The following is a 6,090-nucleotide window of genomic DNA, read 5'->3' on the forward strand; positions in this document are numbered from 1 at the left end:
GCTTAGGACCCCTGATCCGCTTCCGTGACGAGCGCCAGCTTCTTGAATCCTGCACCGGACAACAGGCCCATCACCCGGGCCACCGTGCCGTAATCCGCCTTCTTGTCGGCGCGCAGATAGATGCGCTCCTCAAGCCCGCCGCGCGCGTCCGTGATCGCCTTCAGCTTCGGCACCAGCTCGTTGATGGCGATCTCGGCGTCGTTGATGAACACCTTGCCCTTGATGTCGACCGACATCTGGATCGGCTTCTGGTCGTTCTGCTCGAGGCTTTTGGCCTGGGTCTGCGGCAGGTCGAGCGGCACGCCGACCGTGAGCAGCGGCGCCGACACCATGAAGATGATGAGCAGCACCAGCATCACGTCGACCATCGGCGTGACGTTGATCTCGGCCATGACCGGCTTGCGCCGGCTGCGGCGCCCGCCGCCTCCGGACGAACTCGCGACGTTCATGCCCATGGTCTGGTGCCCAAATTGCCCTTCACACTATACATGCCGCCCGTCAGCCCCGCTCGTCGATCTGACGCGACAGGATGGCTGAAAATTCATCGGCGAAGCCTTCGAGCCGCTGGGCCTGCCGGTTCACCTCGGAAGTGAACTTATTGTAGAAAATAGTGGCAGGAATGGCGGCGATAAGGCCGACGGCGGTCGCAAACAGCGCCTCGGCGATACCGGGGGCGACCACCGCCAGGGAGGTATTTTTCGAGGCCGCGATCGACTGGAAGCTCGACATGATGCCCCAGACCGTGCCGAACAGGCCGACGAAGGGGCCGGCGGAGCCGACGGTCGCGAGCACCAGGAGCCGGCGCTCCAGCCGCTCGACCTCGCGCGCGATCGAGACGTTCATCACCTTGTCGATGCGCATCTGAAGGCCCGCGACCGAGCGGGCGTGGCTCTCGAAGGAGCGCTTCCACTCGCGCATCGCCGCGACGAAGCAGGCCGCCATCGAATGGGTCGGCTTGGCCGACAGGGTGCGGTAGAGTTCCTCGATCGACTCGCCGGACCAGAACGCCTGCTCGAAACGGTCCATCGAGCGGCGGGTGCGGGAAAACAGGAAGATCTTGTCGATGGCGATCGCCCAGACCCAGACCGAGCAGGCCAGAAGTCCCAGCATCACTGCTTTCACGATCCAGTGAGCCTGCCAGAACAGCGCAATCAGCGACACGTCGGCGGAGGCAGCAACCGGAAGGGCTGACTGAGCCACGTCGGCCGGATTCATAAGCAGTATCCTCTCAAGGCGATCGTTACCTAACGTCCCCCGGCCAGCAAATGGCTGCCGGTTCCCCTAACGGCCGCGCAAACCAGCGCAGCCGGCAAGCCCGCTCAAAGCCTGATCTTTCTGGGGTGCAGGGCTCGTCCAAAGCCGGCCGTCTGCATTCCCTGCCAAGATGTCAAAACTAAGGGCCTCGACCCAAGGCCTTGACTTCGGGCCCTGGGCGCGACTGTCCGCCCTTACCAGAGCCCGGCGATGGTTAATGCGAGGTTACCGCAGGCGAATTTGGCTGCGGGAAGGGCAGGCAGCGCAGGGGGTTGGGGGCTTTCGACCCAAAGGACATTTCGCCGCGTGGTTTTGCCGGATGCGCTGCCAGCCCCGAACGAGATCGGTTCCCCCCTTGCGGGGGGAGGTCAGGGGGCCCCACACGGCACACTTTTTCGGTTGGCGTTCCCTCGGCGCATTTCGTCCGAGCGGGGCGCATCACACACGCCGAATCCGAAATTTGGTAAAGGCGGAGTCGGAAGCATCGTTATGCACGTTGTGCCACGCGCGACGGAATTTCCCCTCGCGATCGGCGACACGGCTCTATTGTTTTTATCAGCAAACCGCCTGAGAGTGCCGGATGGGCCGCTCGTCAACCGATGGTGGTGGCTGATGGGCTGCCCGTTATACGGGAGATCCCCATGGAACAGATTCTGATCAACCTCGTCTCAGGCGCACTTGGTGGAATTGGCGCGGGCAAGTCTTCGCCGACATTTGATCTCGGAATGGCTGGAAACGTCATTTCCGGTCTGGTCGGCGGTGGCGTGCTCGGCCAGATCGTAACGTTGTTGCTTCCGTCCGTCATGGCCGCAGCGCAATCGGGAAATCTCAGCGTTGGCGGCGTCGTATCACAGGTTGTCGCCGGCGGCGCCGGCGGGGCGATACTCACCGCGATCATTGGTGCCATCAAGAACAAGGCTGCCGCCTGATCCGTCGGACCGCGATCTACCACTTCTCCCTCGACGTCCGGACATCAAGTTCGAATGACCAGGCGCGTTCGGGCTGGCGATAGAGGAAGGTGAAGGCATCGACGATGCCTTCGATGTCGATCAGGCTGTCCTCGCGGCCTGCCGCATCGGGAAACCGCGTAAGAATCTTGTCGCCGGCGATGGCGCCGTCGACCACGACATGGCCGACATGAATGCCGTCGGGCGCGTATTCCTTGGCCATGGCCTGCGCCAGCGTGCGCAGCCCCGCCTTCGCCGAGTTGAACGCGCCGTAGCCGGAGCGCCCGCGCAGCGAGGCGCTGGCGCCGGTGAATAGCAATGTGCCGGTCTTGTTCGGGGCCATGCGGCGCACCGCCTCGCGGCCGAACAGGAAGCCGCCGAAGCAGACCACGCGCCAGGCCTGCTCGAAATAGTCGGCCTCCATCTCGATGATCTTGCCCGGCGTGTTGTTGCCGGCGTTGTAGATGGCGAGATCGAGGTTGTCGCCGGCCGCATCGAACAAGGCGATTATGTCGCTCTCCCTGGTGGCGTCCGCGACGAAGGGGACGGCCGCGCCGCCAGCCTTTKGGATGTCGCCGGCAACCGCCTGCAGCGCCGACAGCGTCCGGCCCGCGACGATCAATTTGAGCCCATCGGCCGCAAGGCGCTTGCAGAGCCGGGCCCCGAGCCCGCGGTCCGGGCCGACCCCGATCACGATTGCCGTCTTCATTGCACTCTCCGGAGATTGAATCTGATGATCCGATCGGCCCGTCAGGCCGCTGACGCGGGTTCCGGGCAATTGGTCAGTCGCGCGGGATTGCCGACCGCCGTGCAGCCGCCCGGCACGTCTGATGTCACCACCGTGCCGGCGCCGACCTTGGCGAAATCGCCGATGCTGAGATCGCCGAGAATGGTCGCGCCGGCGCCGATGAAGACGCCGCGGCCGATGCGGGGCGAGCGCGTCGGCAGTTCGCCACGGCGGCCGATGCTGACGTTCTGGAGGATGGTGGCCTCGTCGCCGATCACGACATTCGCGCCGATCACGATGCCGGTGGCGTGGTCGAGATACACCGACGACCCGATCTGCGCGGCCGGATGAATGCTGACCTGCAAGACGTTCGACGCCTCGTTCTGAAACAGCAGCGCCGCGTCGGTATGGCCGCGCCGCCAGAACCAGTTCGAGACGCGCCAGGCTTGCAGCGCCGCATAACCCTTGTAATGCAGCAGCGGCGGCAACAGGCCGGCGACGACCGGATCGCGAAACGCGATGGCCTGCAAGTCGCAGCTCGCCGCCTCGACCAGGTCCGGCTCGCCGTGAAAGGCCTCGTTGGCGAATGATGTGAAGCGCGCGCGCGTGGCGGCGCTGTCAGCAAGCCGTCGCCCGATCAGATCGGACAAGGCGGCGGCGAAATCGTCATGGACGAGAATGGCGCCCGCCAGGACCGTGCCGAACACAGGATCGGCGGCGGCCGCGCGTCGCGCCTCGCCGCGAATCTGTCGCCAGAGGTCGCCGCTCGTCACGGTCGCAGCTCCCGCCATCGCAGCCTCCGGTGCTTTGCCGCTTGCTTCTCAGCCAACGAATATAGGTCGTCCGCGGCCCGCACGCCAAGTTGACCAGCGGCCGAGCGCCGCAGCGCGGTTCCCGTGAGACTACGTGCTTGCATACCAGGCATTCGAGATCATATGCTCAATTATCGATTTGTCGGCCGACTGCTTTGACCGGGGGTACCGGCAAGGCATCTCGTTCAAGACCCCGCGGTGGCACGCCATCCGCGGGGTTTTTCACACGCGGCGGCGTTTCGCGCTGCCGGCCGAATTCCCATCCCCTTCATCCAAGGTCACGCCGCAAACATGTCGCCCCCCGCCTCCGCCGACGACCAGCACGACGACATCATGTATCCCTCCGTCCTTCCGTTCCTGCTGGTCCATCTCGGCTGCGTCGCCGCCATCTGGACCGGCATCACCTGGCCGGCCGTCGCGATCTGCGTGTCACTGTATGGCCTGCGCATGTTTGCAATCGGGGCAGGCTACCACCGCTATTTCTCGCACCGGGCATTCGCGACCGGCCGGGTGTTTCAGTTCATCCTGGCCTGTCTCGCGCAGAGCACCGCGCAAAAGAGCGTCTTGTGGTGGGCGGCCAAGCATCGACACCATCATCTGCATTCCGACACCGAGATCGACGTGCATTCGCCGCGTCATCGCGGCTTCCTCTACAGCCATCTCGGCTGGATTTTTTCCCGGCAGCACGATGCGACCGACCTCGTGAAAGTCGGCGATCTCGCGAGCTATCCGGAGCTGATGTGGCTGCACCGGCTGGAACTGCTGCCGGCCGTTGCGCTTGCAGTGCTGTGCTTCCTGGTTGCGGGGTGGTCCGGCCTGGTCGTCGGCTTCCTGTGGAGCACGGTGCTGCTCTATCACGCGACCTTCTGCATCAACTCGCTCGCCCATGTGCATGGACGCAAGCGCTACGTGACGGGCGATGATTCCCGCAACAACTGGCTGCTGGCGTTCTTCACGCTCGGTGAGGGCTGGCACAACAATCACCACGCCTACCAGAGCAGCGTGCGCCAAGGCTTTCGCTGGTGGGAGATCGACGTGACCTATTACATCCTGAAGGCGTTGTCCTGGGTCGGCGTCGTCTGGAACATGAAGGCACCGCCCGAACAGGTGTTGCGCAACGAGCAGCCGCTGGGCGCACGGGTCATCAATCGGGCGGCTCGCGAGCTTGCCGGACGGTTCGATGCGCCGAAGCTGGCGCACGCGATCTCATCGGCGCGGCGCCGGGCCGACCTCGCCCAGCTGCAGCTGCCGACGCTGCACGACATCCTCAATCGCGCCCATGAAGGCGTCGATGCGCTGACACATCTGCATCTGCCGAAGATACCGACCCGCGAGGAGTTTCTCGCCGAGGCCAAGGCGATGTTCGCGCGAACGCGATCGCTCAACGAGATCGTGGACCACGCCTACGAACACTTCCTGGCGTCGGTTCGCGCGCAGCTCGCCACCGCAAGCTGAACCTTCCGGCGATGCGACGAAGCACCGCGCCAGTCATGTCGGGACGCGTCCATTGCGCGCGCGGCCCGGCCGGGGCTGCTTGCGCAGGCTGAGCGCATAAAGCCAGCCGCCCGCCGCGACCAGGGCGGGAAGGACGAAGAGCGCGAAATCGCGGAGCAGGATCATGGGGCGAGATCCGCCGTCGCGAACGAGACGGCGCGCCTGAGCGCGAACGCAGCGAGCTGATAGAGGGCGAGGCTGAGAAAGACCTTCCAGGCGTTGCCGACCACGAGCTCCGGATAGAATTTGATCTCCGTCGGCCATCCGTTGAGGAATGCGATCGCGAACGGCACCGAGGCACCGTGCCGATCGAACAGCGCCGACGCACGCTCGAAGCGTGCGATCCGCTGCCTGATCTGCCTGCATCCGGCGTCTGTCATGGCCTCACCCGTCGATGCGCGCGGACAACGCGCGCTCACGGCTTAGTCGAGGCTCAGACGGATCGGGTTCTATGGCCCCTGCACATGAGCATGGACCACGCCGCAAAACGTGCGCCCGCCTGGACAGAGACGAAAATGGCAATCGGGATCAACGGCGCAGCCGCCATAGACGAGGCCGATATAGCCCAGCACCGCAAAGACGGTCACGCCGAGGAGCAATCGGGTGCGGAGTTCCATGCGTCTTTTGTGTCGGTGAGCTGTGCGCCGGTTCGGGAGCTCGACCTGCTCCCTCTCCCCGTTCTTACGGGGAGAGGGTTGGGGTGAGGGGCCTCTCTCCACACGCGAGATCGTTGATAGACCTGTACCCCCTCACCCGGATCGCAAGAGCGACATAGCCGAAGCTTCGCTTCGGCGTGTCTTAGAACGGCCGCCGAAGGCGGCCTATGCCTCTCCCCGCAAGCGGGGAGAGGTAAGGC

General features: G+C 64.7%; 9 protein-coding genes. 2 read left to right on the forward strand and 7 right to left on the reverse strand.

The features are described 5' to 3' along the window. Nucleotides 1–2 precede the first annotated feature (2 nt). On the reverse strand, nucleotides 3–455 hold the full coding sequence (gene tolR, locus ACXJL8_RS30870) for a protein TolR (protein WP_279666570.1): 453 nt from the start codon (nucleotides 453–455) through the stop codon (nucleotides 3–5). Nucleotides 456–498: 43 nt separating this feature from the next. After that, on the reverse strand, nucleotides 499–1,215 hold the full coding sequence (gene tolQ, locus ACXJL8_RS30875; protein ID WP_456620250.1) for a protein TolQ: 717 nt from the start codon (nucleotides 1,213–1,215) through the stop codon (nucleotides 499–501). A 680-nt stretch (nucleotides 1,216–1,895) separates the two neighbouring features. On the opposite strand from tolQ, the gene ACXJL8_RS30880 reads away from it, so the two are divergent. Further along, nucleotides 1,896–2,183, forward strand: a complete 288-nt coding sequence (locus ACXJL8_RS30880; protein WP_456620249.1) for a hypothetical protein — start codon at nucleotides 1,896–1,898, stop codon at nucleotides 2,181–2,183. Between the two features lie 16 nt (nucleotides 2,184–2,199). Here ACXJL8_RS30880 and ACXJL8_RS30885 read toward each other — a convergent pair whose 3' ends face one another. Continuing rightward, complete coding sequence (locus ACXJL8_RS30885; protein WP_456686142.1) at nucleotides 2,200–2,910, reverse strand: SDR family NAD(P)-dependent oxidoreductase; 711 nt, start codon at nucleotides 2,908–2,910, stop codon at nucleotides 2,200–2,202. 41 nt (nucleotides 2,911–2,951) lie between these two features. Then, nucleotides 2,952–3,719 carry a serine O-acetyltransferase gene (locus tag ACXJL8_RS30890; protein ID WP_456620247.1) on the reverse strand — a complete coding sequence of 256 codons (768 nt, stop codon included), beginning with the start codon at nucleotides 3,717–3,719 and terminating at the stop codon, nucleotides 2,952–2,954. Nucleotides 3,720–4,031: 312 nt separating this feature from the next. Between ACXJL8_RS30890 and ACXJL8_RS30895 the strand changes: the two genes are divergently transcribed. Next, complete coding sequence (locus ACXJL8_RS30895; protein WP_456620246.1) at nucleotides 4,032–5,195, forward strand: acyl-CoA desaturase; 1,164 nt, start codon at nucleotides 4,032–4,034, stop codon at nucleotides 5,193–5,195. A 33-nt stretch (nucleotides 5,196–5,228) separates the two neighbouring features. On the opposite strand, the gene ACXJL8_RS30900 is transcribed toward ACXJL8_RS30895, so the two are convergent. The 3 genes from ACXJL8_RS30900 to ACXJL8_RS30910 all read right to left on the reverse strand — a co-directional run bounded on the left by ACXJL8_RS30900 (nucleotide 5,229) and on the right by ACXJL8_RS30910 (nucleotide 5,851). Continuing rightward, entirely contained in the window at nucleotides 5,229–5,360 is a 132-nt protein-coding gene (locus ACXJL8_RS30900) for a hypothetical protein (RefSeq protein ID WP_456620245.1), read from the reverse strand. Beyond that, nucleotides 5,357–5,614 carry a hypothetical protein gene (locus ACXJL8_RS30905; RefSeq protein ID WP_456620244.1) on the reverse strand — a complete coding sequence of 86 codons (258 nt, stop codon included), beginning with the start codon at nucleotides 5,612–5,614 and terminating at the stop codon, nucleotides 5,357–5,359. The genes ACXJL8_RS30900 and ACXJL8_RS30905 overlap by 4 nt, the downstream gene beginning before the upstream one ends. A gap of 69 nt (nucleotides 5,615–5,683) precedes the next feature. Beyond that, on the reverse strand, nucleotides 5,684–5,851 hold the full coding sequence (locus tag ACXJL8_RS30910; protein ID WP_456620243.1) for a hypothetical protein: 168 nt from the start codon (nucleotides 5,849–5,851) through the stop codon (nucleotides 5,684–5,686). Between the last annotated feature and the right edge of the window lie 239 nt (nucleotides 5,852–6,090).

The sequence above is a fragment of the Bradyrhizobium sp. P5_C11_2 genome (assembly GCF_054049755.1).

Bases quoted from the DNA above. Each gene is read 5' to 3' on its own strand.
- ACXJL8_RS30895 (WP_456620246.1), top strand. From the start codon at position 4,032: ATGTCGCCCCCCGCCTCCGCCGACGACCAGCACGACGACATCATGTAT.
- ACXJL8_RS30900 (WP_456620245.1), bottom strand. From the start codon at position 5,360: ATGATCCTGCTCCGCGATTTCGCGCTCTTCGTCCTTCCCGCCCTGGTC.
- tolQ (WP_456620250.1), bottom strand. From the start codon at position 1,215: ATGAATCCGGCCGACGTGGCTCAGTCAGCCCTTCCGGTTGCTGCCTCC.
- ACXJL8_RS30890 (WP_456620247.1), bottom strand. From the start codon at position 3,719: ATGGCGGGAGCTGCGACCGTGACGAGCGGCGACCTCTGGCGACAGATT.
- ACXJL8_RS30910 (WP_456620243.1), bottom strand. From the start codon at position 5,851: ATGGAACTCCGCACCCGATTGCTCCTCGGCGTGACCGTCTTTGCGGTG.
- tolR (WP_279666570.1), bottom strand. From the start codon at position 455: ATGGGCATGAACGTCGCGAGTTCGTCCGGAGGCGGCGGGCGCCGCAGC.
- ACXJL8_RS30905 (WP_456620244.1), bottom strand. From the start codon at position 5,614: ATGACAGACGCCGGATGCAGGCAGATCAGGCAGCGGATCGCACGCTTC.
- ACXJL8_RS30880 (WP_456620249.1), top strand. From the start codon at position 1,896: ATGGAACAGATTCTGATCAACCTCGTCTCAGGCGCACTTGGTGGAATT.